Genomic DNA, 22,327 nt, shown 5'->3' on the forward strand with positions numbered 1-22,327 from the left:
ACATCATATGACCATCCCGGTTTCTTGTCAACCGAAAATGTTCAAAATACATTCCTGAATTTTTCCCTGTTATGTAACATGATATGTAGGGATTCGGGATAAGGTCCCATATAAAAAGACATCGTTTCAGTTCGAAACGATGCCTCCTGTATCTAATGAGTCTAGGCTTCCTTCCGCAGCCCGCGGAATATCAGGCCCAGCAAGAACACGAAGATGGCTGCCCCGATGATGGCCGGGAAAATAGCAAAGCCAGCGAGGCTCGGTCCCCAAGTGCCAAGAAGTCCGTGTCCGATCCAAGCGCCGATCAGCCCGGCAATCATAGAGCCGAAAATTCCTCCCGGCAGCCGGTTTCCTACAATGGCGCTTCCAATTAATCCGATAACGATAGCAACAACTAATGAAACCAAAAAGCTAAGCATCATGATCACCTCTCATAAATGATTTACCAATCAATAACCGCTCCTGATTATTTCGAAACACCTAAAAGCACATCGCTTTATGATCCCGTTTTGATCGTTCTCTGCACACTGCCGTCAGCCAAATGGACAACGACCTCAGTGCCTTTATGCGCAGCGATTTCCTTTGCCCGTTCAATCGCTTCTCTCTTTGTATCCTTGATGTCAGATGCGCGTTGGGCTCCCTCGGCTTTGACTGCCCAGCCGTTTTTATGCTTGATGACATGCTCTGCCTTATGCATGAGTTCAGGGTCTCCGCCGCTGTTAGAACCATCATCGCGTTCTGTCTCATCATCATGCGTCAGGAAATCATCAATTTCATCTGTAGAGGCGTTTTCCGCCCATTCCTTCGCTTTGCTTGTCGCAATTGGAATCGCGCGCCCTTCCTCATAGCCTTCATCCATCATCGCATTCGCAATGTCTATCGCCTTTTTTCTCACCGGCTTCTCAAGATTTTTTAATGAAGCAGGATAATCCTTCATCGACCAAGGCATGTCCATCACTCCTTTTCCTTTTATAAAAATGGTACCCGCAGGTGAAAAATAAAAACGCATCCGAAAAAATGAAGGTATACTATATAGTAGAAAAAACGGAAGGGAAGTGCGGATTGGGTGCCAACAGAACGAAAAGAAGACTTACATCAGCAATTAAAAGAGATAGAGAAATGGGAAAAAGATCAGCAAAAAGTCTGGTTTTGGGAAAAGCTCAGCCGTCTCCCGTTTCAACTCCTGGACAAGCTGACACCAGAATTCATCCAGAAAAAGATCGGCAAGCTCTTGGATGAGGTCGGCAGCTTTGTTCAAACAGGCGGACAGTACCTGACATCTGAAAAACAGATTATCAGGATGTTTCAAAAGAAACTGCCGGAGGAGATCTTTGAATCGCTGGAGGACATCCGGAAAGCGCCTCTTCCTGTCATGGATGAAATTGTGGAAGGAATGGGCAAAAACAGAACCAACGCAGCAACCGTTCAAGGCGCGACAACCGGTGTGGGCGGCGTGTTTACGCTGGCGGCAGACATTCCGGCAGTGCTTGGCTTATCACTAAAAACATTACAGGATATCGCAGTCGCATACGGCTATGACCCAAAGGAGAAAAAAGAACGCGTCTTCATTGTGAAATGCCTGCAGCTGACGTCGGCTGATGTTGTCGGCAAAAGATCGATTTTGCAAGAATTAAAACACTACGATCAAGACCGTACATATAAGAATGTCGCTTCTCAAATCCAAGGCTGGCGAGAAGTCGTTTTGGGCTATCGAGACACGTTTGGCTGGAAAAAACTTTTCCAGATGGTGCCGGTTGCCGGAATGGTTTTTGGCGCCGCTGCCAATCGCTCAACATTAAACGACATTACCGAGACAGGCATGATGCTGTACAAAAAGAGGCGCATTCTTGAACGACTGAAAGAAACAGAACGAGAGATGGAATAGCAGAAAGCAGACGGACCGCGATCCGTCTGCTTTTTTATTGAAAACACACCCAATGTGTTTTGTTTGTTTAAAAGAATTGATAGCGGGAATACAACAACCAACACCAATTAAAGGAGGAATTCAAAATGGCAGACGATAACAAAATGAGCAGAGAAGAAGCAGGTAGAAAAGGCGGAGAAACAACAAGCAAGAACCATGACAAAGAATTCTATCAAGAGATTGGGAAAAAAGGCGGAGAAGCCACTAGCAATAACCATGACAAAGAATTCTATCAAGAAATCGGTGAAAAAGGCGGAGAAGCCACTAGCGAAAATCATGACAAAGAGTTCTATCAAGAAATCGGTGAAAAAGGCGGAGAAGCCACTAGCGAAAATCATGACAAAGAATTCTATCAAGAAATCGGCCGAAAAGGCGGAGAGGCAACAAGCAAAAATCATGATAAAGAATTCTACCAAGAAATTGGCTCAAAAGGCGGAAACGCCCGCAACAACGACTAATCAAAAGCATAAAGGCAGACAACCTGTAAATAAAAAGCGATCCGGCACATCAGCTGGATCGCTTTTTTTTGGAATCTTCTCAATTTATGCCGCTATTGAGATACAATAAGTGAAAAAGGGGTTTTCGCTAATGTCCAAGATACAAAACTTGCTTGCCATCGCAAATGAAGTCAAAGAAAAGCACGCCAATTTTTCAATCTCAGAGGTCAACGACCACTGCGTGCGCCTTGCGGTGTTTACGGGAGAATATGACTGGCACCATCACCCTGACTCAGACGAATTGTTTATTGTTCTTGAAGGTGAGCTGCTGATCGATTTTAAAGACAAAGAAACCGCGGTGCTCAAAGCAAATGACAGCCTGCTGATCCCGAAAGGCACGATTCACCGCACACGCTCTTACGTCAGGACGGTAAATCTCTGTGTGGAGCATAAACAAGCCGAAACCGTCATCATAGAGGAGTAGCCATGCTGATCAAAAGGATTGTATGTGAAGTAGACGCTCCAAACGCTGAAGCATTTGCAAAAGCGCAGTCACAGTGGGGAGCATTATCGCATATAAGCGGCTTTATCAAACAGGCCGGCGGCTGGCGAAAAACGATAGACGAGCCGCTCACCGCAGAAATCATCAGTGTATGGGAAAACAGAGAAGCCTATGATCTTTTTATGGAGAACGAACATGACAGCATATACGAGGAAAACGATCAGAAGGCTGTAATTCTTTCAATAGAGGTGACGGTGTACGAAGAGGATAAACCGTTCGTTCATGATCTGGTACATAACCCTGATATCCGGTACGAACCAGACTGGACGGTTCTGAAGGCATAATCAAAGCCCAAAACATCATGTTTTGGGCTTGTCTCTTTACTCGCGTCCCGGAAGTGTATTATGAACAAAAGGCGGTGCTGGTTTTAACTCCGGTTTTTCTCCAAACGTTTTTGCTTCTTTCACATATTCAAAGGCTTCTCCGTCCGGCGCTTTTTCATTCAGCCAGTTTTGCTTGGCGCTTTCTTCGCCTTCTGAGAAATTGATAAGCTGATGTGAGAACTCTTGTTTTTCGAGCGCTTTCGGGAATGTACCCGGCACAACCGGACCTTCCTGTGCTTCTAATTCTTTAATGGCGGCGAGCCATTGATTTTGGTGCATCGTGTCACGCGCCAGCAGGAAGCTGAGCATATCTTTGACGCCTTTGTCATCCGTCATTTCAAACAGGCGTGCGACCTGCAGACGGCCCTGAGATTCCGCATTCAGGTTGGCGCGGAAGTCTGCCAGCAGGTTTCCGCTTGCTACGATATAACCGCCGCTCCAAGGTACGCCTGTACTGCTTTCCGGCATGGCGCCAAGTCCTGATACAATCGCATGGTGAGGGTTCATGCCGCCTAGGATGGAGCCGATGACCGGATCTTCAGCAGCTTTTTCCTGCTGATCAAGAGGGGCATCCTCAAGAAGTCTGGCAATCATCGTTGCGATCATTTCAACATGCCCGAGCTCCTCAGTTGCCGTATCCATCAGCAAGTCCTTGTATTTTTCATTTCCTCTTGTGTTCCAGCCTTGAAATAAGTACTGCATGGCAACTGAAATTTCTCCGAATTGCCCGCCTAAAATTTCTTGCATTTTTTTAGCGAATAATGGATCTGGACGATCTGGTTTAGCAGGATGCTGCAGCATTTTTGTGTGCTTAAACATGTACCCATCTCCTTTTTCGATTATCTTTTTTTATATTTCCGATCGATAGAAAGATAAACGAAAAACAGCGTATCGAGATGGGAACTATGAATCTTTTCGCAGCTCCAACAGTTCCCGGATCAGCTCCCGGCCAAAGATGGGCTCATACTGCCGGTAAACAGGGTCAAGACGCTTCATCCATTCTTGTTTCTCTTTATCTGACAGCTCATAAATATGTATAGCAGAATTCTTTTTGATTTCTTCCAGCTGCTCCTTGTTCATTTGTTCGGCATACGTTTCATTCCACTCCGTCGTCTCCTTCATCGCTTCAGTCAAAATGCGCCTTGTTTCTGGTGTTTGCGCCTTCCAGAAGTGTTCATCGGTCATGACAGCGTAGCCGAGGTAACCGTGGCTGCTTATTGTCAAATAGTCCTGAACATTATAAAATTTTTTAGAATAGATGTTTGAAATTGTATTTTCTTCGCCATCGACTACATTGTTTTCTAACAGCTGAAAGGTAGAATTGAAGGATTCCTGATGAGGTGTTGCGCCAAGCAGCTTGAACTGATCCTCAATCACATCGCTTTGCATAATGCGCAGATCCTGCCCTTTTAAATCATCCGGTGTTTTGACCGGCCCTTGATTTGTTGTGATTTGCTTAAAGCCGTTCGTCCAATAGGCCAGTCCTTTTAATTGGTTTTTCTTTAGAGAATCAAACAGCTGTGTGCCGATGCTTCCGTTCAGCCCTTTTTTGACGGCGTTGTAATCTGTAAAAGCATACGGCAGATCCAGCACTCCCCATTCAGGCGAGAGCATGCCGAGCTTCGATGTGGAGGGGGCGATAAATTGAACATCGCCGTTTTGCAATGCTTCAATTTCTTCAATGTCCGAGTACAGGCTTCCATTCGGAAATACTTCTATTTTTATTTTCCCGCCTGATTTTTCGTTCACCAGATCAGCGAATTTATTGGCGGCCAGCCCTTTTGGCGTATTTTCAGCAACCACGTGGCTGAATTTAAACACGATTTGATCCTGCAGGCCTTCCTGGTCGTCATCATAAACAATCTTTTTATTGCCTGTATGATCATGGAATCCGATAAATAAAGCGGTTGCAATTCCAGCGATCATCAGTGCGAGACATGCAAGCAAACTCTTCATGAAAAGCCCTCCCCTATGTTAAGGATAATGGGGGCAATGACATTCGTAAAGACCTGAAAGGAGAAGCTGATGAACAAAAAGAAGCTCTCAATCCGTTGGAAAATCACGATCTTATCCTATATACTCGTCATTTTCTCCTTTTTGATCGGCGGCATTGTGCTCATCGGCAACATTCAGCATACAGAGGAGCGGGAGCTGAAAAAGCGGCTGATGAATACGGCCCGGACGGTGTCAGAGATGACAGAAGTGAAAGAAGCCTTGGCGCGAAAAAAACAAACAGAAGCTGTTCGTTATGCTGTTGAAGAAATCAGGATGATTAATGAAGCAGACTATATTGTCGTCATGGATATGAATCACATCCGATATACGCATCCTGTCAGCACAAGCATCGGCAAGAAATCAGAAGGTGCAGACGAGGAGGCAGCGTTTGCGGAGCACATTTATTTCTCTGAAGCAAAGGGCGAGATCGGCACGGCGGTTCGCGCTTTTTATCCGGTTAAGGATCAAGACCTGAACCAAATAGGCGTGGTGCTTGTCGGAAAAACGCTGCCGGGGATCGCTGACATCCTGCTTCATTTAAAGCGTGATATCGCATTCATCGTTGTGCTGACACTCGGCTTCGGCCTTGCTGGTTCCTTTTTGCTGGCCCGCCATATCAAAAAACAAATGTTTCAGCTTGAACCCCATGAGATTGTCCGAATGTATGAAGAACGGACAGCGACGTTTCACTCGATGAATGAAGGGGTGATCGCCATTGACAATCGGCTCGTCATTACGATTTTTAATGAAAAAGCGAAACAGATCTTTGAAGTGCAGGGGGATCTGATCGGCAAGGTGATTTGGGAGGTTCTCAAGGATTCGCGCCTGCCCGAAATCGTGGAGCGGAACAAAGCGGTTTATAATGAAGAAATTCGTGTCAGCGGAAAAGTCATCATGAGCAGCAGAATTCCGATCGTCATGAAGAAAAAAGTGATCGGCGCTGTCGCGATTTTCCAGGACAGAACGGAAGCGGCCAAGATGGCAGAGGAATTGACTGGTGTCAGAAACTTTGTGGAGGCGCTCCGTGTCCAAAACCATGAGCATATGAATAAGCTGCACACGATCGCCGGCCTCATCCAGCTGGGGAAATCTGAAAAAGCCTTGCAGCTTGCATTTCAGGCGTCAACTGAGCAGGAAAATGTGACTGAATTTCTGCACCGCTCGATTCAAAATGACGCTGCGGCAGGCCTTCTATTAAGTAAAATCAGAAGGGGAAGAGAGCTCGGCGTTGCTGTTCATATAGATGAAAACAGCAGTCTTCAGCAATTTCCCGAGCATGTTGATCAGCATGATATTGTCGTGCTTTTGGGGAATCTGATTGAAAATGCCTTCGGCTCATTTGAAACCGTTCAATCTGAAGACAAACGAATTGACATAAGTATCGAACAAACAGATGATATCCTTGCTATTTTAATAGAAGATAACGGCTGCGGAATTGATCCGGCACATATGCCTCGCCTTTACGACAAAGGTTTTACGGTCAATAAAACTGGCGGCACAGGCTATGGCCTGTATCTAGTGAAACAAATCATAGACAAAGGATCGGGCATGATAGAAGTTGATTCACATGCGGGGCAGGGGACATCTTTTTCTATCGTTTTTCCAATGAAGGGGGAGGAAGCACAGCATGGCTCGTAAAGAATGGAAGGTTCTGCTCATTGAAGACGATCCGATGGTTCAAGAGGTCAATAAGGATTTCATTACAACTGTTAAAGGCGTTACTGTCTGTGCAACGGCAGGAAACGGAGAGGAAGGCATGAAGCTGATTAAAGAAGAACAGCCGGATCTCGTCATTCTCGATGTGTACATGCCGAAAAAAGACGGCATCAAGACCTTGCAGGAGATCAGAAAGCAAAAGCTTGAAGTGGATGTCATTGTCGTCTCCGCTGCAAAAGACAAGGAAACGATCTCACTCATGCTGCAAAACGGGGCGGTTGACTATATCTTAAAGCCGTTTAAGCTTGAGCGAATGAGACAGGCGCTCGAAAAGTACAAGCAATATAAGCAAAAAATCGAAGCGAATGATACGCTGTCCCAGGAACAGCTTGATGCGATCCTGAATATTCCGCAGCAGGCCGTACAGGATCTGCCGAAAGGGTTGAATCACTTCACGATGAATGAAGTCACTGCTTTTTTGAAACAGCAAACCGCATCCCTTTCTGCTGAAGAGGTCGCCAAGGCGCTCGGCATCGCCAGAGTGACAGCCAGACGATATCTTGATTACTTAGAAAAAACCGGGGCCATCCAATTGGACGTTCAATACGGAGGAGTCGGCCGGCCGGTCAACCGCTACGTGTTAAAAGGATAAACCTGAGACCAAAAAGACCAAAATGTCCGTTATGATCATAAACTTCCCCAGACGTTATGAAAACGCTATCATCCTAGTAAGAAAGACACAAAAGGCGAATAGGACAGGGGGATGAAAGATATGAAACTGTTTAAAAATTTAACAGTTCAAGTCATAACCGCGGTCATCATCGGGGTCATTGTCGGGCTGGTTTGGCCGGATGTCGGCAAAGAAATGAAACCGCTTGGCGATACATTTATTAACGCTGTTAAAATGGTGATCGCACCAATTATTTTCTTCACAATCGTTCTCGGGATTGCAAAAATGGGCGATATGAAGAAGGTTGGAAAAGTAGGGGGAAAAGCGTTTATCTATTTCGAGATTGTCACCACCCTCGCACTCATTATCGGTTTATTTGTGGTCAATATTATGAAGCCGGGTGCGGGTCTTGATTACAGCAAGCTTGAAAAGGGAGATGTATCACAATACACGCAAAATGGCGGTCAGGGAATCGACTGGATTGAATTTGTGACACACATTGTTCCATCCAACATGGTTGATGCCTTCGCAAAAGGGGACATTTTGCAGGTCTTATTCTTTTCTATTCTTTTCGGAGTGGGTCTTGCGGCATTAGGCGAAAAAGGGAAAAGCGTCATTGATTTCTTCGACAAGGTTTCTCACGTTTTTTTCAAAATTATCGGCTACATTATGCGTGCCGCGCCAATCGGGGCATTCGGGGCGATGGCGTATACAATCGGACACTTCGGGCTCGATTCCATCAAACCGCTGGCAAGCTTAATGATGTCTGTTTATATTACGATGTTCCTGTTCGTATTTGTTGCTTTAAATATCATCTGCAAGCTTTACGGATTCAGCCTGTGGAATTACCTTCGCTTCATTAAGGATGAGCTTTTGATCGTGCTTGGCACAAGCTCTTCCGAATCGGTGCTTCCGCGTATGATGGATAAAATGGAGCGCTACGGCTGTTCCAAATCAGTTGTCGGGCTTGTTATTCCGACGGGCTATTCGTTTAACCTCGACGGCACATCCATTTATTTATCAATGGCGACTGTCTTTTTGGCACAGGTGTTTGGAGTAGACCTCAGCATCGGCCAGCAAATTACGATTATCCTCGTTCTGATGCTGACATCGAAGGGAGCGGCAGGTGTGACGGGAAGCGGATTTATCGTCCTTGCCTCAACGCTGTCAGCGCTGCAGGTCATTCCGCTGGAGGGTCTTGCACTCCTGCTAGGTGTTGACCGTTTCATGAGTGAAGGAAGAGCCATTGTGAACCTGATCGGAAACGGAATCGCCACGATCATTGTTGCCAAAAGCGAAAATGAATTTGATGAAGCAAAAAGCGTAGAGGCTGTGGAAGGCATGAAAAAAATGAAAACAGCAGTCTGAAAAAAGAACGGCCCATCCATGGGGCCGTTTTTTTAATTGTTTAAGAATTATTAAGGTAAGGACAGAGACCTCAGCATTTTTTTGTTATATAATTTACAAATGGATACTATATTGAATGAAGGACGTTTGTCCTAACAGGAGTGTATAAATGGCCGCTTTAGTTAAATTTTTTCAGCACCCGGGAGTAAGGCGTTTCTCCATCTTTGTCGTGTTAACTGGTGTGTTATATCTATTTAAGAGCATGATCAACTTAATATTGCTTACCTTCATTTTCACATTTCTAATGGATCGTTTGGAGCTTGTCGTGCGGCAGTTTGTAAGCCAGTTCTTCCGCGTGAGCCAGCGGGTTGTCATTACGTTTCTTTACATGTTGCTGGCTGTGCTGCTTACAGTCGGGGGCTTTGTGTTTTATCCGGTCGTCGCGGCGCAGATCCAGCAGCTGGTAAAGCAGATTAAACATATTGCGTATCATCCTGACAGCATCCCTTTCTTTGATGAGATCACCAGTGTCTTCGGAGATATTAACATCAGTTCATATGTCAAAGAGGGCTTCAATGTAGTGTATACTTATCTGGCCGATATCAGCACATTCGGCTTGCAGGTCGTGATGGCGCTCATTCTCAGCATGTTTTTCTTATTTGAGAAAAAACGGCTTTCTGAATTCATGGCGAAATTTAAAACGAGCAAACTGAGGGTCTTTTATGAGGAAATTGCTTTTTTCGGAAGCAAATTTGCAAGAACGTTCGGCAAGGTGCTCGAGGCTCAATTTATCATTGCGCTCGTCAACTGTATTCTGACGTTTATCGCGCTTTGGATTATGCATTTTCCGCAGCTGTTTGGGCTGTCGATTATGGTGTTCTTCCTTGGATTGATCCCTGTAGCAGGCGTCGTCATTTCCCTGATTCCGCTCAGCATTATCGCCTACAGCACTGGCGGTGGAATGTATGTGCTCTACATTGTTCTTGTCATATTTGCCATTCATGCGATCGAAACCTATTTCTTAAATCCGAAGCTGATGTCGGCGAAAACAGAGCTGCCAATCTTTTTCACCTTCACAGTACTCATTTTCTCTGAACACTTCTTCGGCATTTGGGGTTTAATTATCGGGATTCCGATCTTTGTATTTCTCCTTGATATTCTGGATGTCACCAACAAGGAAGATAGGTCTAAAGGACCCCGAGAGAATAGCGATAAAATATAGTTTAAAATCGAATAATGAGTGTGCCTCGATCTGCCGGCCTGCCTGTTCAGAACATGGAATTAAGACTCGGAATCGGAGCTTGGCATTGCTTCGCACAGTGGTGAACACAACAGGTGACAATGCCTGTCATCATTACAGAAACTGAACAGAACAAACAGTCGGAGTAAACGCTCATCATCGGTTTAACCAAACATTTGGAAGCAACAAATGCTATAATACAAACAGTGCCTAATGTTGGGCACTGTTTATTTTTTGTCGAAAAAGGAGGAAGGCTTTATGGCTGAGCCGATTTTACATATTGAAGGCCTCGATAAAAAGATTGGGTCTAAACAGATTTTAAAACAGATCAGCATGGACGTCATGGAGGGTGAAATCATCGGCCTTCTTGGTCCAAATGGTTCCGGAAAAACAACACTCATCCGTATCATCGTCGGGCTGCTGAAACAAAACAGCGGAAGCGTGACAATCAGCGGATTCCAGCATGATACAGAGTTTGAAAAAGCGATGGAAGCGGTTGGAGCGATTGTTGAGAACCCTGAGTTCTATCCGTACCTGACAGGCTGGGAAAACCTCAAGCACTTTGCGAATATGCACAAAAAAATAGCGGATGAACGGCTTGATGAAGTGGTGGAACGTGTCGGGCTGACGTCAGCGATTCATGATAAGGTGAAAACCTATTCCCTTGGGATGCGCCAGCGTCTGGGAATCGCCCAGGCAATTCTTCACCGGCCGAAGCTTCTCATTCTAGATGAACCGACAAACGGCCTCGATCCTGCGGGGATGAAGGATTTTCGCGATCATATTAAGGAACTCGCAGAAATGGAAGGAACAGCTGTCCTGTTCGCCACTCATTTATTGCGCGAGGTTGAAGACTTGTGCGACCGTGTCATCATCATTCAAAAAGGTGAGATCAAAGCGGAAGTCAGCTTACAAGGAACTGATCAAACCACAGAAAAAGCGATTATAGAAGTGCAGCCGCAAGAAAAAGCACTCAATTGGCTTACAGGCAATCAATATCAAGCTGAGAGCCAAGACGGGACGATTGTAGTTGAGGTGGCAAAAGAAAACATACCGGAGCTGAACCGATCACTTGTCGGACAAGATCTGAATGTATTTTCCATTACGCCTTACACGCAGTCACTGGAAGACGAATTTATAAAAGCGACAACAGCTCATCAAGAGGAGGGAGAAGAGCTTGTCTAAATTAATTTGGAATGAACATATGAAACTTTTTAATCGGAAGGTCACTTTGGTTTCCCTTATCCTGATGGCTGTCTTTCAATTCTTCATGGCATTGATCATTAAACGGATTGTCATCAGTGCCGGGACAGATGAAAACTTCATCGGCTATTTATCGTATACACCGAGCCTGAACATTTTGCTGCAGGCTTTAACGATCGTAATTGCAGCAACAATTGTTTCGATGGAATTTGATAAAAAGACGATCAAATTTTTGCTCATTCGTCCGGTTAAACGCCAAAAGGTCTTTTGGTCAAAATTAATCACAGTCGTGATGGTCAGCTTCTATTTGTATCTGGCATACTACATTCTGGCATTATTATTCGGTCTCGTGTTTTTTGGCACATCGGTGACTGCGGAATCAAAGACATTGCTGGTCAACACCTTGGCGCTGATCGGGTCAAACTGGCTTGAAGCTGTAATGATGGGATTATTCGGGCTGCTTTGTTCTTCGCTGTTCCGCAACAGCGCGGTAGCAGTTGTTGTTTCTTTTGTCGTTTTATACGGAGCGAGTACACTTGTTCAGCTCATGAAGTTGTTTGAAAACAAGTGGGGCAGCTTTTTGCTTTTTGCGAACACTGACTTTACGCAATACAGAAGCGGAGAGACAGCGTTGTTTTCAGGCATGACGCCATTGTTTTCAATTGGCATTCTCATCATACATGCCATATTCTTCATCGTTGTTGGCTGGTGGTGCTTCTGTAAACGGGATGTTCGGGTCTAAAGGCAAGGAATGACATTTTTGTGAAAAAGCTCACGTAAATCAATATCAAGTGATATTTTGGTTTATACTAAAGGTACTGACGGAGGTGTCTCGATTGAGGAACTTTATTACCGCTTTACCGATCGTATTGCTGCTTGGATTCTCATTTGTGTCATTCATGTTTCAGTTTGAACATCTTGTTTATTTCAGGCTCGCGCTTGGGTTGTTTTCTCTCGTGGGACTGTACATGATATATAAAATGAAGACGGGCATCCGCTATTTTATCATCTATCTGTATGCCAGCTGGATTGTGTTGGCCGCAGTGACCGCTTTTGAAGAGCCGATTTTCTCAAGCTTTTTCTTTGGCGGCCTGGTGATGACGATGGGTTACCTGACATATATGCTGATTTATCTCGGCATGAAACAAGACCGGGATGCAAATCCTGTGTAATCGCGCTGTTCCCTTGGGGAACGGCGTGTTTTTCTATACTGGACAAAAGGTTAACAGTTGCGGAAAAATGGCAGGAAATCTATAATACATATTAAATTTATCGGAATTAAAACTGGGGGGCTGCCGGATGTCATTATTTATACAAAACGATCAACAGCGGCAATGGATGGAGAAAATCGGACGGATTGCGGATGAATTTCAGCAAACAGCTGCTGAAGATGACGAACAGGGACGTTTTCCTGCAGAGAAAATACAAAAACTGCGTGATGCTGGGTATACAGCATTAACATTGCCGGCATCTCATGGCGGAGGGGGCATTTCTGTTTACGATATGCTCCTGTTTCAAGAACGGCTTGCACGGGGAGATGCTCCGACGGCTCTTAGCATCGGCTGGCATTTGAGCGTGATCGGGGAGCTTGGAGAAGGCAACAGCTGGGATGAAGACGTATTTGCATTTGTTGCCAAGGAAGTCCAAAACGGAGCCGTCATTAACAGGGCGGCGACTGAAGCGAAAACCGGAAGCCCGACAAGAGGAGGGCGTCCGGGTACACACGCCGTCAAAAAGGATGGCAAATGGGCAGTGAACGGGAGAAAAACCTTTACGACGATGTCTCAAGCACTGGATTATTTTTTAGTAACCGCATGGATTGAAGACAAACAAACAACAGGCGTGTTTCTCATTCATAAAGATGATCCCGGCTTGTCGATTGAAGAAACGTGGGATATGATGGCGATGCGGGCGACTGGGAGCCATGACCTTGTACTGAATGAAGTCATGCTTGATGAGAATAAGCTGGTGGAACTGCTTCAAGGGCCTCGCGGAGCTAAGCCGAATGGCTGGCTGCTTCACATTCCGGCGATCTATCTTGGTGTTGCTCAAGCTGCTCGTGACTATGCAGTGCAATTTGCATCTGAGTATTCTCCAAACAGCTTGAATGGACCGATCAAGAATGTCCCGGCCGTACAGCAAAGAACAGGCGAAATGGAGCTTGAACTGCTCAATGCCAGACACTTTCTTTTCCATATCGCTCAATTGTATGACGATCCGGAGCGGCGTCCACACTTGACAAGCGAACTCGGTGCGGCTAAGCATATCGTCACAAACGCTGCGCTGTCTGTTGTTGATAAAGCGATGAGAATTGTCGGGGCCAAAAGCCTGGAACGAACCAACCCGCTTCAGCGCTATTACCGTGATGTGCGCGCCGGTCTTCACAACCCGCCGATGGATGACGCCGTGATACACAAGCTGGCAGCTGAAGCGTTTGAGTCATAAAAAAGAGCCTAGCCGGCTCTTTTTATGTATTGTTTTGCTCTTGCAGATTTTTTTGATGCTTGCGGTCGATCCTGTCATAAATAACGTTCATCAGCTTTGGATTGCCCATAATCGCCTCTTTGTTTTCCTGGATCAGCTGTTGGTAAGTTTTCACTTTACGCTTCGGCATGCTCCGGCGCCCTCCTGACATGTTTGTATTCACTTTCTAACTCCGTCAGCGACAATTCATACAGATGACGCTTTGACTTTTTGTATATACCATTCTGTATTAACAGATGAATGAGCTGTTTTTTTCTGATTTCTGCAGACTGAGGTGTCATTGTGTCACCAACCTCCAATCAAACGATATTGATAATCATTATCAATTAACTTCAGTATACAATGTCCGCAATCGCCTGTAAAGATGAAAACAGTCCTATTCTTTCGCCAATTTACAAACATTCAACAAATCGACAAAAAGTTTCCCGGGCAATAATTTGCTGTCGAAATATTCCGCTTCATTGAACGCGTCCTGCTATTTTTCATGTTTTGAACCATACTATGTAATAGAATGGAGGCTGGTATTCAATGGAGCGGACAGAAAATCTGAAAAAGGGAGAAAAAGGGGCGCTCCTCAATATTTTTGCATATGTCATCCTTGCTGTTGTAAAGCTAGTCATCGGGATTCTATATCATTCTGAAGCGCTGAGAGCAGACGGGTTAAATAATGGAACAGATATTGTTGCGTCAGTAGCAGTGCTGATAGGATTGCGGATTTCTCAAAGACCGGCTGACAGCGATCATCCATACGGCCATTATCGGGCTGAAACAATTTCGTCTCTTGTTGCGTCTTTTATTATGATGGCAGTCGGCATTGAAGTGTTAATCGGCGGAGGAAAAGCGATTGCGGGCGGCACAACGGAAACGCCAAATCTTATCGCGGCATGGACGGCGTTAGGCAGTGCTGTGTTTATGTATGGCATCTATTTATATAACAAAAGGCTGGCAGCGTCCATTAAAAGCTCTGCCCTGATGGCAGCGGCAAAGGACAGCAGGTCAGACGCTTTTGTAAGTGCCGGCGCGTTTATCGGTGTTTTTTCGTCCCAGCTGAAGCTGCCGTGGATTGATCCGGTAACGGCTTTTATCATCGGCATCATCATTTGCAAAACTGCGTGGGATATCTTTAAAGACGCTTCACATTCCTTAACAGACGGCTTCCATTTAAAAGATCTTGAGCCTTACAAACAGACCGTCGGCAGGATCGAAAATGTGCATCGCCTAAAGGATGTGAAAGCGAGGTATTTAGGCAGTACAGTTCATATCGAGATGGTGATTACGGTTGATCCGAAGCTTACAGTAGAAGAAGGCCATGGAGTGGCGGATGAAGTTGAAGACAAAATAAAACATGAACACGATGTCACTCATGTTCATGTTCATGTAGAGCCTGACGACATAAAATAAGGCTGTTTAACGAATTAGCTTATATGTTCAGATAAAAATTCAGTCACTTCTTCAGGCGTTTTGGCATTGGCGCTGTGAAGGTGAGCTGTTTTTTCACCGTTTTTGAAAATAAGCAGGCTGGGAATGCCCATTACTTGGTATTTTTCAGCCAGGTCAGGAAGCTCGTCCTTATTCAGCTCATACCAATCGTTTTGGTTGTACTCTTCCAAAATATCGCCGATGAACATATTCATGCGTGTGCAGTCTGGGCACCAATCAGCATAAAACTTTACAATGATTTCTTTATCAGATTGAATCAGTTCATTAAATTGTTCGTTTGTTGTGATTTTTTTCATATGTCACATCTCCTTTTCAATGCCATTTTAATATAAAATAAAAAGGAATTACATACAAATGCATTCAACATCAGCATGCCCAAAAATAATTAGATCATTTTCCGGTGAAAATGATAAGATAGTAAAGATGAATTGTAGTGGGGGGAGTATCCATTGAAAACAAGTCTAGGATTAGTGTACGGAGGAAAGTCGGCAGAACATAATGTTTCCCTGCAGACAGCTCTGGCTGTAATCAAAGCGCTAAATACTGAGAAGTTTGATATACATCCGATTTATATAACAGAAAAAGGCGAATGGGTTAGAGGCGCCCGTTTAACTGAGCCTGTTTCAAACGTGAAAATGCTTCAATTTGAGCAAGGAGGCAGTGCTTTTTCTCCAGCTGCCCTGAACCAGGAGATGTTTCCGCAGGAAGCGTCACAGCAAAATGAAGCCGTTGACGTCGTATTCCCGCTCCTCCACGGACCGAACGGAGAAGACGGTACGATCCAGGGAATGCTCGAGCTGTTGAACATTCCTTATGTCGGCAACGGAGTGCTTGCTTCCTCAGCTGGCATGGATAAAGTTGTCATGAAACATTTATTTGCTCAGGCCGGCCTTGCTCAGGCTAAATACGCAGCTTTCCTTAAGAAAGACTGGACTCGTTCTCCGAAAGAAAGCTGTGAGCAGGTTGAACAGGAATTAGGCTACCCTTGCTTCGTAAAACCGGCGAACCTCGGCTCAAGTGTCGGAATCAGCAAATGCCGAAACCGTGAAGAACTGCAAAAAGCGTTTGAGCTTGCTTTCCAATATGATCGTAAAGTCGTCGTTGAAGAAGGAATTAACGGCCGCGAGATTGAGATCGGCGTTCTTGGAAATGACGATCCTAAATGCTCTGTTGTGGGAGAAATCGCACCGAAGACAGATTTCTACGATTACAAAGCGAAATATGAGGATGGAGATACTGATCTGATGATTCCGGCAATTGTGACTGATGAGGAATACGCTACAATCAGTGATATGGCGATCAAGGCGTTTAAAGCGATCGATGGTTCAGGACTCGTCAGAGCGGACTTTTTCCTGACAGCTGACGGCGAAGTTCTGATCAATGAAGTCAACACAATGCCTGGCTTTACACCTTTCAGCATGTTCCCGCTGCTCTGGAAAGAAGCCGGAGTGGAATATGCTGACCTGATTGAACAGCTTGTGGAGCTTGCAAAAGAACGCCACGCTGAAAAACAATTGATTAAGCATACATTCTAATGAAGAAGGACACTGCCGGTAAAAGGGCAGTGTTTTTTCCCGTATATACAAAAGAAAGAGAGGGACCTTACTTGATTAAGCGAACAGTAAAAAACATTGCCGAAATGGTTAAAGGCACACTAACAAATCCGCAATATGAACAAACAGTCATTCATGGAGTGGCAACCGATACAAGAAAACTGGAACAACATCAGCTCTTCATTCCGCTGAAAGGGGAACGTTTTGACGGCCACACTTTTGTGGAGCAGGCTTTTGAAGCCGGTGTAGCGGCTGTTCTTTGGGATCGGTCAGAACCAAATCCGCCCGAGAATCACGCCGTCATTTTAGTGGATGATACCCTTACCGCACTTCAGCAGCTTGCAAAAGCCTATTTGCAGGAGCTTGGCACGCGTGTCATCGGAGTAACCGGAAGCAATGGCAAAACAACAACAAAAGATATGATTCACGCCGTACTGGGAACCCGGTACCATGTCCACAAAACAGGAGGAAACTTCAATAATCACATCGGTCTGCCCCTGACGGTTTTAGCGATGCCTGAAAATACGGAGATCGCCGTATTGGAGATGGGAATGAGCGCCAAAGGGGAAATTGACCTCTTGAGCCGACTGGCAAACCCGGATGCGGCAGTGATTACGAATATCGGCGAATCGCATATGCAAGACCTTGGCTCTAGAGAGGGTATCGCGGAGGCGAAGCTTGAAATCATTAACGGGCTTAAAGAAGACGGAGTGCTGATTTATATCGGGGACGAACCGCTCCTTCAAAATGCATACAGCTGCCAGACGAAAACGTACGGTACGGGAGCGCATAATGATTATCAGCTTCAGGATGTCAGCCAGAGTGAGGAAGGAACCCATTTTACAATCAAAGGGATAGAAAACACGTTTTTTATTCCAATACTCGGCAAGCACAATGTGATGAACGCCATGGCTGCGATTGCTGCAGGGGCTTATTTTGGCATCACGCCTGAGGATGCGGCAAAAGGACTGAGCGGCCTAAAGGTAACCGGGATGAGACTTGAACTCATCAAAACAGACAGCGGCCTTTCGATAATCAATGACGCTTATAATGCGAGCCCGACTTCCATGAAAGCTGCAATTCAATTGACAGAAAGCCTCGAAGGCTACGGCAAAAAAATGCTCGTGCTCGGTGATATGCTTGAACTCGGCGATCTTGAAGAAACGTTCCATAAAGAGTGCGGCGCTGTGATCAGACCTGATAAAATTGACCGCGTCTTTACGTACGGAAAACTGGGAGCTTTTATCGCGGAAGGCGCCCTGAAACACTTTGAGAAAGACCGCGTCAGCCATTACACTGAGAAAAAAGATCTCCTCCAAGCTGTGAAGGAAAACGCATCAAAAGGCGATTTGATTTTATTCAAAGCGTCCAGAGGTATGAAGCTTGAAGAAATCGTTAAAGATTTAATAGAGAGCCCGCTTTCATAAGAAAATATTTTGCGAAAAAACGCATATTGCATCATAAAATAACATGATATGCAAACACTAATGTATGCCGGCCGAAAATTATGTATATCTGGCCGGCTGCGGCTATGATACAATATATATAGGTTATTTCGCGATACGAACATATTCGTCCGGACTTTTCATCGTGACCCGAAGTTCTCCGCTGGATTCTTGGGAGCGGATGGAGCAGCAGCCGGCATATTCGAGATGCCGATCTGCTTCTCATCTTATTGAAAAACAAATAGTGTAATGGTAAGATAAAACTTAAAGTAATTCGGGCTTTGTATACGGATGGATCCTGTCCTTCTTGTCTAAAGGGCAGTTTTATAAGTGGTAAATCACGACATTACTGAAACAGCAATTAGAAGGAGTTTGAATAATTTGACTATAACGTTTCAAGATTTTAATTTAAGTTCTGATCTCATGAAAGCAATTAATCGTATGGGATTTGAAGAAGCAACACCGATTCAGGCACAAACGATACCGCTCGGACTTTCAAATAAAGACGTCATTGGACAAGCGCAAACAGGTACAGGTAAAACAGCTGCGTTTGGTATACCCCTTGTTGAAAAAATTAACCCCGAGTCTCCTAATATTCAAGCAATCGTAATCGCGCCAACCCGTGAATTAGCCATTCAAGTATCTGAAGAATTGTATAAAATCGGACAAGATAAACGTGCGAAGGTTCTTCCTATTTACGGCGGACAGGATATTGGACGGCAAATCCGGGCGTTAAAGAAGAATCCGAATATCATTGTCGGAACACCTGGACGTCTTCTTGACCACATCAATCGCCGCACAATTCGTTTAAACAATGTAAATACCGTTGTAATGGATGAAGCGGATGAAATGCTGAACATGGGATTCATTGACGATATTGAATCTATCCTTTCAAACGTGCCAAGCGAGCATCAGACACTTCTGTTCTCTGCCACAATGCCTGCGCCGATCAAACGCATTGCAGAGCGCTTTATGACTGAGCCGGAACACGTAAAAGTAAAAGCGAAAGAAATGACGGTTTCTAACATTCAGCAGTTCTATTTGGAAGTGCAAGAACGCAAAAAATTCGATACACTGACTCGCCTTCTTGATATTCAGTCTCCTGAGCTTGCGATCGTATTCGGACGTACAAAACGCCGTGTCGATGAGCTGGCTGAAGCCCTGAACCTTCGCGGATATGCAGCTGAAGGTATTCACGGTGACTTAACGCAGGCGAAACGTATGGTTGCGCTTCGTAAATTTAAAGAAGGCGCAATCGAAGTTCTAGTCGCAACTGATGTTGCCGCTCGCGGACTTGATATCTCAGGTGTTACACACGTATACAACTTCGACGTGCCTCAAGATCCTGAAAGCTACGTTCACCGTATCGGAAGAACGGGCCGTGCAGGAAAAACAGGTATGGCGATGACGTTCATTACACCGCGTGAGAAAAGCATGCTTCGCGCAATTGAACAAACAACAAAACGCAAAATGGACCGCATGAAGGAGCCTACACTTGATGAAGCGTTAGAAGGCCAGCAGCAGGTTACTGTTGAACGTCTTCGCACAACAATTAGTGAAAACAACCTGAACTTCTACATGACAGCGGCAGCTGAGCTGCTTGAAGATCATGATGCAGTAACAGTGGTTGCGGCGGCTATCAAAATGGCTACAAAAGAGCCAGACGACACACCGGTACGCTTAACAGACGAAGCGCCGATGGTCAGCAAACGCTACAAGAACCAGCGCTCTTCTAAACGCAGAGACAGTCAAGGCGGCGGCGGCTACCGCGGCGGAAAAGGGAAAAGCAACAACCGTTCTTCCTATGACAAAAAGCGTTCAAACGATCGCCGTTCTTCAGGTGACAGACGCCAGAAAAAATCTTACTAATTTGATCGATTCAGAGCCCAAAACATGATGTTTTGGGCTTTTTTATGTTCGCGATTTGTTATTCAGCAAACTTTCAGCTGACGGAAGCCATTTTTCTCTGTATGCTTAAGAATGAAACCTTTCTGTAAAAGAGACGTATAAGTAACGACGAAAAAAAGGGAGGTAGGTATTTTTGAGAGAGCAGCCAAAAAACCAAATCAGTCCAGACGGATTAAAGGTTTGGCGACTTCAAGAGATCATCATATCCGCTGTTTGCTTGCTTATTGTCATTGCAGTTGCAATGTTAAGCTATTATTTTCATTGGCCGTACTGGATCAGCGGCGTGCTCGGCGCGGTTTGGCTGCTGGGATCGATTGTGACGGTCTTTATCATTCCGAAGGTCCGTCATAAGGTGTGGCGATATGAAGTCCATGAACATGAAATAGATATTCAGTCAGGTATTTTTGTGGTGACACGTGTGATTGTTCCGATGGTCAGAGTTCAGCACGTCGATACGTCACAAGGGCCATTATTAAAAAAATACAACCTGGCAACGGTGAAAATTTCCACGGCCGCGACCGTTCATTCGATCCCCGCTTTAGAGATGGAGGAAGCGGATCGGCTGAGAGACTCCATTTCCCGTCTGGCAAGGGTGACTGACGATGATGTCTGAACCGAAACGCCTGCACCCGGCAGCAGTTATTTTGAATTTATGCCATACCATTATTCAAACGATAAAAAATATCATTCTGCCATTCTTTTTTGTGTATATTGTCAATTCAAACCATACTGTCCGTTTTTACGGGGCCATTGCTCTCGGTGTGCTGTTCATCTGGCTTGTAGCGGCAAGCATTATCAAATGGAGAAGGTTTACCTATCGAATTGAAGATGATGAATTTAGAATCGAGGAAGGCTTATTTGTGACGAAAAAGCGATACATATCGATTGATCGGATTCAAACGATGAATACGAGCGCCGGCCTTGTCCAGCAAATCTTTAAGCTTGTGAAGCTGCAAATTGAAACAGCAGGCGGAGGCAAAGAGGCAGAAGCCGTTCTTTCTGCTATTTCTGTTGAAGAAGCCGAACGCATCAAAGAAGCTGTCTTTAAGAAAAAAGCGCAAAGACGAGAAAATGAACTTGATGGAGAACGGCTTGAAGCTGAAGAGGAGTTGGTTCCGGCCGTTGAGGTGCAAGAGCACTATCGCATGAACGCGAAAGAATTGCTCATGGCCGCTTCTACCTCCGGCGGAATCGGAGTCATTATCTCAGCTGTATTTGCACTTATTTCCCAGCTTGATGAAGTGCTGCCGATGGATTGGTTATTCGATAAATTTTCCTTCCTTCAGCACGCCAGCATCGGTATTTACGCGGTACTCATTTTTATCGGTTTATTTATCGCCTGGATTTTCAGTATCGCGGGCATGATGTTTAGATACGCAAACTTTCAAATCATAAAAAAAGAACAGGAACTGGTGATTTCAAGGGGAATTATTGAAAAACATCAAGTCACGATTCCGCTGCGAAAAATACAAGCCATTAAAATCAAAGAAAATATCATTCGCCAGCTTTTCGGCTTTGTAACGGTGTCCATCGTCAGCGCAGGAGGCGGCGACCGGGAAAAAGAAGAAGGCGCTTTGACCATTCTCTTTCCAATGATTCATAAAAAAAAGCTTCCGCACATGCTCCGAACATTTACGCCGGAATACACGCTGGAAGAAAACTGCCGCCGCCTGCCGCGGCGCGCGTTGAAACGCTATTTGTTCCGTTCTGTCATTTTTTCACTCTTTTTAATCATTCCGTTATGTATCTTCTTTCAGCCATGGGGCTATCTGTCAGTCATCCTGCTGCCGATAGAATTGTTCTTCGGCTATCTCGCATATAAAGAGGCTGCATGGACGATCAACGGGGACCGTCTTCAGCTGACGTCTAGATTTATAGGCAGAACAACCGCCATTGTATTGAAAAAACGAATGCAGGTCTGCAAGTTCAGCCAATCCTATTTCCAAAAGAAAGGCCGCTTGTATACCATTTCTACTTCGGTGAAATCATCGAGTCACATGGAAGAATTAACGGTGAGGGATGTAGGTGAAGAGGATGCAGCCTTCATTTTAAACTGGTACTCATATGAAAAAGCGGACGGTTAATACCGCCGCTCCAGCGTGTCGGCAAACCCTCGCATTCGTTGTCAGGACTGCGCTTC

The 22,327-nt window shown here is 45.1% G+C and carries 25 protein-coding genes; 18 read left to right on the forward strand and 7 right to left on the reverse strand.

What is annotated here, in order from left to right; all coding sequences use genetic code 11:
* Positions 1-161 precede the first annotated feature (161 nt).
* Positions 162-419 (reverse strand): GlsB/YeaQ/YmgE family stress response membrane protein, encoded by a 258-nt coding sequence (locus tag WA279_RS08770; protein WP_003246519.1) that lies wholly within the window; start codon positions 417-419, stop codon positions 162-164.
* 77 nt (positions 420-496) lie between these two features.
* Positions 497-949 (reverse strand): DUF2188 domain-containing protein, encoded by a 453-nt coding sequence (locus tag WA279_RS08775; protein WP_336155091.1) that lies wholly within the window; start codon positions 947-949, stop codon positions 497-499.
* Between the two features lie 117 nt (positions 950-1,066).
* Between WA279_RS08775 and WA279_RS08780 the strand changes: the two genes are divergently transcribed.
* From WA279_RS08780 to WA279_RS08795, 4 genes are all read left to right on the forward strand, one after another.
* Positions 1,067-1,885 carry an EcsC family protein gene (locus WA279_RS08780; protein ID WP_336155092.1) on the forward strand — a complete coding sequence of 273 codons (819 nt, stop codon included), beginning with the start codon at positions 1,067-1,069 and terminating at the stop codon, positions 1,883-1,885.
* A 125-nt stretch (positions 1,886-2,010) separates the two neighbouring features.
* Positions 2,011-2,382: a glucose starvation-inducible protein GsiB gene (gsiB, locus tag WA279_RS08785; RefSeq protein ID WP_251187219.1), complete on the forward strand. Its 372-nt coding sequence runs from the start codon at positions 2,011-2,013 to the stop codon at positions 2,380-2,382.
* Positions 2,383-2,512: 130 nt separating this feature from the next.
* The gene (locus tag WA279_RS08790; RefSeq protein ID WP_327828096.1) at positions 2,513-2,845 is read left to right on the forward strand and encodes a cupin domain-containing protein; all 333 of its coding nucleotides are present in this window, start codon (positions 2,513-2,515) and stop codon (positions 2,843-2,845) included.
* 2 nt (positions 2,846-2,847) lie between these two features.
* On the forward strand, positions 2,848-3,207 hold the full coding sequence (locus WA279_RS08795; RefSeq protein ID WP_336155093.1) for a YdbC family protein: 360 nt from the start codon (positions 2,848-2,850) through the stop codon (positions 3,205-3,207).
* A 36-nt stretch (positions 3,208-3,243) separates the two neighbouring features.
* Here the strand turns inward: WA279_RS08795 and WA279_RS08800 are convergent, their stop codons facing one another.
* Both WA279_RS08800 and dctB read right to left on the reverse strand, forming a co-directional pair.
* Positions 3,244-4,065 (reverse strand): manganese catalase family protein, encoded by an 822-nt coding sequence (locus WA279_RS08800; RefSeq protein WP_015382816.1) that lies wholly within the window; start codon positions 4,063-4,065, stop codon positions 3,244-3,246.
* Positions 4,066-4,149: 84 nt separating this feature from the next.
* A complete protein-coding gene (dctB, locus tag WA279_RS08805) occupies positions 4,150-5,202 on the reverse strand; it encodes a C4-dicarboxylate TRAP transporter substrate-binding protein DctB (protein ID WP_003234350.1) in 1,053 nt (350 codons plus the stop codon).
* Between the two features lie 69 nt (positions 5,203-5,271).
* On the opposite strand from dctB, the gene dctS reads away from it, so the two are divergent.
* The 8 genes from dctS to WA279_RS08845 all read left to right on the forward strand — a co-directional run bounded on the left by dctS (position 5,272) and on the right by WA279_RS08845 (position 13,802).
* Positions 5,272-6,879 (forward strand): two-component system sensor histidine kinase DctS, encoded by a 1,608-nt coding sequence (gene dctS, locus WA279_RS08810; RefSeq protein ID WP_336155096.1) that lies wholly within the window; start codon positions 5,272-5,274, stop codon positions 6,877-6,879.
* Positions 6,869-7,549, forward strand: a complete 681-nt coding sequence (gene dctR / locus WA279_RS08815) for a two-component system response regulator DctR (protein ID WP_047182122.1) — start codon at positions 6,869-6,871, stop codon at positions 7,547-7,549. The genes dctS and dctR overlap by 11 nt, the downstream gene beginning before the upstream one ends.
* Before the next feature lie 120 nt (positions 7,550-7,669).
* On the forward strand, positions 7,670-8,935 hold the full coding sequence (gene dctP / locus WA279_RS08820) for a C4-dicarboxylate transporter DctP (protein WP_095843484.1): 1,266 nt from the start codon (positions 7,670-7,672) through the stop codon (positions 8,933-8,935).
* Positions 8,936-9,083: 148 nt separating this feature from the next.
* The gene (locus WA279_RS08825) at positions 9,084-10,136 is read left to right on the forward strand and encodes an AI-2E family transporter (RefSeq protein ID WP_327828090.1); all 1,053 of its coding nucleotides are present in this window, start codon (positions 9,084-9,086) and stop codon (positions 10,134-10,136) included.
* Positions 10,137-10,412: 276 nt separating this feature from the next.
* On the forward strand, positions 10,413-11,339 hold the full coding sequence (locus WA279_RS08830; protein ID WP_003246573.1) for an ABC transporter ATP-binding protein: 927 nt from the start codon (positions 10,413-10,415) through the stop codon (positions 11,337-11,339).
* The gene (locus tag WA279_RS08835; protein ID WP_015715273.1) at positions 11,332-12,099 is read left to right on the forward strand and encodes an ABC transporter permease; all 768 of its coding nucleotides are present in this window, start codon (positions 11,332-11,334) and stop codon (positions 12,097-12,099) included. Before WA279_RS08830 ends, WA279_RS08835 begins: the two co-directional genes overlap by 8 nt.
* 94 nt (positions 12,100-12,193) lie before the next feature.
* Positions 12,194-12,529 carry a hypothetical protein gene (locus WA279_RS08840; RefSeq protein WP_003225151.1) on the forward strand — a complete coding sequence of 112 codons (336 nt, stop codon included), beginning with the start codon at positions 12,194-12,196 and terminating at the stop codon, positions 12,527-12,529.
* A gap of 127 nt (positions 12,530-12,656) precedes the next feature.
* Positions 12,657-13,802 carry an acyl-CoA dehydrogenase family protein gene (locus WA279_RS08845; protein WP_015715274.1) on the forward strand — a complete coding sequence of 382 codons (1,146 nt, stop codon included), beginning with the start codon at positions 12,657-12,659 and terminating at the stop codon, positions 13,800-13,802.
* A gap of 22 nt (positions 13,803-13,824) precedes the next feature.
* Here WA279_RS08845 and fbpB read toward each other — a convergent pair whose 3' ends face one another.
* Positions 13,825-14,004 carry a Fur-regulated basic protein FbpB gene (gene fbpB / locus WA279_RS08850; protein WP_010886410.1) on the reverse strand — a complete coding sequence of 60 codons (180 nt, stop codon included), beginning with the start codon at positions 14,002-14,004 and terminating at the stop codon, positions 13,825-13,827.
* The gene (locus WA279_RS08855; protein ID WP_003225157.1) at positions 13,958-14,122 is read right to left on the reverse strand and encodes a Fur-regulated basic protein FbpA; all 165 of its coding nucleotides are present in this window, start codon (positions 14,120-14,122) and stop codon (positions 13,958-13,960) included. Before WA279_RS08855 ends, fbpB begins: the two co-directional genes overlap by 47 nt.
* A 247-nt stretch (positions 14,123-14,369) precedes the next feature.
* On the opposite strand from WA279_RS08855, the gene WA279_RS08860 reads away from it, so the two are divergent.
* Positions 14,370-15,242, forward strand: coding sequence for a cation diffusion facilitator family transporter (locus WA279_RS08860; protein WP_014475869.1), 873 nt, complete (start codon positions 14,370-14,372; stop codon positions 15,240-15,242).
* Between the two features lie 14 nt (positions 15,243-15,256).
* Here WA279_RS08860 and WA279_RS08865 read toward each other — a convergent pair whose 3' ends face one another.
* Positions 15,257-15,577, reverse strand: a complete 321-nt coding sequence (locus tag WA279_RS08865) for a thioredoxin family protein (protein ID WP_003234326.1) — start codon at positions 15,575-15,577, stop codon at positions 15,257-15,259.
* A gap of 153 nt (positions 15,578-15,730) precedes the next feature.
* On the opposite strand from WA279_RS08865, the gene WA279_RS08870 reads away from it, so the two are divergent.
* The 5 genes from WA279_RS08870 (at position 15,731) to WA279_RS08890 (ending at position 22,271) form a co-directional block, all read left to right on the forward strand.
* Complete coding sequence (locus WA279_RS08870) at positions 15,731-16,816, forward strand: D-alanine--D-alanine ligase (protein ID WP_336155101.1); 1,086 nt, start codon at positions 15,731-15,733, stop codon at positions 16,814-16,816.
* A gap of 71 nt (positions 16,817-16,887) precedes the next feature.
* Positions 16,888-18,261 carry a UDP-N-acetylmuramoyl-tripeptide--D-alanyl-D-alanine ligase gene (locus WA279_RS08875; RefSeq protein WP_336155103.1) on the forward strand — a complete coding sequence of 458 codons (1,374 nt, stop codon included), beginning with the start codon at positions 16,888-16,890 and terminating at the stop codon, positions 18,259-18,261.
* Between the two features lie 399 nt (positions 18,262-18,660).
* Positions 18,661-20,148, forward strand: a complete 1,488-nt coding sequence (gene cshA, locus WA279_RS08880) for a degradosome RNA helicase CshA (RefSeq protein ID WP_336155105.1) — start codon at positions 18,661-18,663, stop codon at positions 20,146-20,148.
* A gap of 172 nt (positions 20,149-20,320) precedes the next feature.
* Positions 20,321-20,800 (forward strand): PH domain-containing protein, encoded by a 480-nt coding sequence (locus tag WA279_RS08885; protein WP_336155106.1) that lies wholly within the window; start codon positions 20,321-20,323, stop codon positions 20,798-20,800.
* Complete coding sequence (locus tag WA279_RS08890) at positions 20,790-22,271, forward strand: PH domain-containing protein (protein ID WP_336155107.1); 1,482 nt, start codon at positions 20,790-20,792, stop codon at positions 22,269-22,271. Before WA279_RS08885 ends, WA279_RS08890 begins: the two co-directional genes overlap by 11 nt.
* Positions 22,272-22,327 lie beyond the last annotated feature (56 nt).

Source organism: Bacillus sp. 204(2023) (assembly GCF_037027505.1).
Lineage (GTDB): Bacteria > Bacillota > Bacilli > Bacillales > Bacillaceae > Bacillus > Bacillus subtilis.